The following is a 286-nucleotide window of genomic DNA, read 5'->3' as shown; positions in this document are numbered from 1 at the left end:
CCGGCGGTAGTCTACACGTTTGCTGAGGATCGCAAGGCGATCCGCGCCAAGCAGCTGTTCGGGGACTACCACGGCATCCTGCAGGTCGACGGCTATGCCGCCTACAAGGGCTTGATCAAGAACGGCGGCCATCTGGTGCAGTTGGCGTTCTGCTTCGCGCATGCGCGGCGGAAGTTCAGCGTCGCGATGTGGCGGCGACCGGCGTATACGCCCTCCCGCCGCAGCAACGATCGCAGCATACGCGCTCCCGCGAAGGGATAATCGAGATGCAGCTCATCGAGCCGAC

Annotated in this window: 1 pseudogene; it reads left to right on the top strand. The window is 64.0% G+C overall.

Going from position 1 to position 286, the window contains the following annotated elements:
- Positions 1–177: pseudogene (locus QJT78_RS52490) on the top strand (transposase); the annotation flags it as partial.
- Positions 178–286: the final 109 nt, after the last annotated feature.

The organism is Bradyrhizobium sp. Mp27 (assembly GCF_029953005.1).
Lineage (GTDB): Bacteria > Pseudomonadota > Alphaproteobacteria > Rhizobiales > Xanthobacteraceae > Bradyrhizobium > Bradyrhizobium barranii.
The sequence above is the reverse complement of the archived record's forward strand: the minus strand, read 5'-3'. Positions and strand labels throughout refer to the sequence as shown.